Source organism: Bartonella sp. MU70NMGDW (assembly GCF_042194085.1).
Taxonomy (GTDB): Bacteria; Pseudomonadota; Alphaproteobacteria; order Rhizobiales; family Rhizobiaceae; genus Bartonella; species Bartonella grahamii.
Genome location: NZ_JBHIMK010000450.1, coordinates 1 through 945, shown reverse-complemented (window position 1 = coordinate 945; position 945 = coordinate 1). Strand labels below are relative to the sequence as shown.

At 37.6% G+C, this 945-nt stretch carries 2 protein-coding genes; both read left to right on the top strand.

Annotated features, from left to right (window positions below; translation table 11 throughout):
- Positions 1-569 (top strand): type IV secretion system protein (locus tag ACFIKE_RS11565; protein ID WP_375650088.1); only part of this gene is annotated, 569 nt, incomplete at its 5' end.
- A 243-nt stretch (positions 570-812) separates the two neighbouring features.
- On the top strand, positions 813-945 hold a 133-nt coding region (locus tag ACFIKE_RS11560; protein ID WP_375650090.1), incomplete at its 3' end, for a TrwH protein.

Genomic DNA, 945 nt, shown 5'->3' with positions numbered 1-945 from the left:
AAATGCCCTATGAGTTATCAAAAGCGCTCATAACAAATCCACTCAATGATACACAATTAATGAATTTACTGGACACAGCAGCAACCAAAGGATTTCAATACGCAGGCCGTCTTTTCCAAGAAACCGTCTTCTTCGAAGCCAATGGACTACTTTACAGTCTCTTAGGCATCATCATTTTGCTGGCAACAAGCCTCGTAGTCGCAATCGGCGGTGGTCTCGTGCTCCTGACAAAAATCGCTATTACACTTCTCGTAGGATGGGGACCACTCTTCATCATTGCTTTGCTCTGGCAACCAACTCATCGCCTTTTCGAGCAATGGATAATCCAAGTCATCAATTATATAATCCTCTTTCTACTCTTAGCGACTGTATTTAATCTGATGATGAATATCTTTGCAAACTATTTGAGCGATATGAAACTCGACTACGACCAGAATATAAGCGCCATGTTTGGGGGTGCTCTCATCTTGTCCATTATATCCATCATGCTGTTACTCAAACTATCAAGCATTGCCAATTCTCTCGCAAAAGGAATTACATTTGGACATCTATGGAGACATAGAAATTAGAGGAGATAAAGAGCAATAGTTCCCCTAACAAACGCCCCTAATATCCATATGACAAAATAACGAGGATATCCAATCCCACAGTAAAAAATATTCGCACTGAAATTGAGCTATTTTCATAAATTAAAAAATGAAATTAAGAAAAGATCAATTATCGTAAACTATACACTTTACTTTGGTATCAAAATTATAATAATGACAATAAATATCAAGATGCATATAACAGTAAAAGAGAGTCGTATTAAAATGAAGTCGGTCATTCTTGTAATTTTGATTGCAAACCTTTTGTCAGCTTGTGCATTAGCACCAAAGCTAAAACAGCCCAATGATAGAAACCGTGTGCCTATTAATAAAACAATCCCTGCCGAAATCAAGCGAG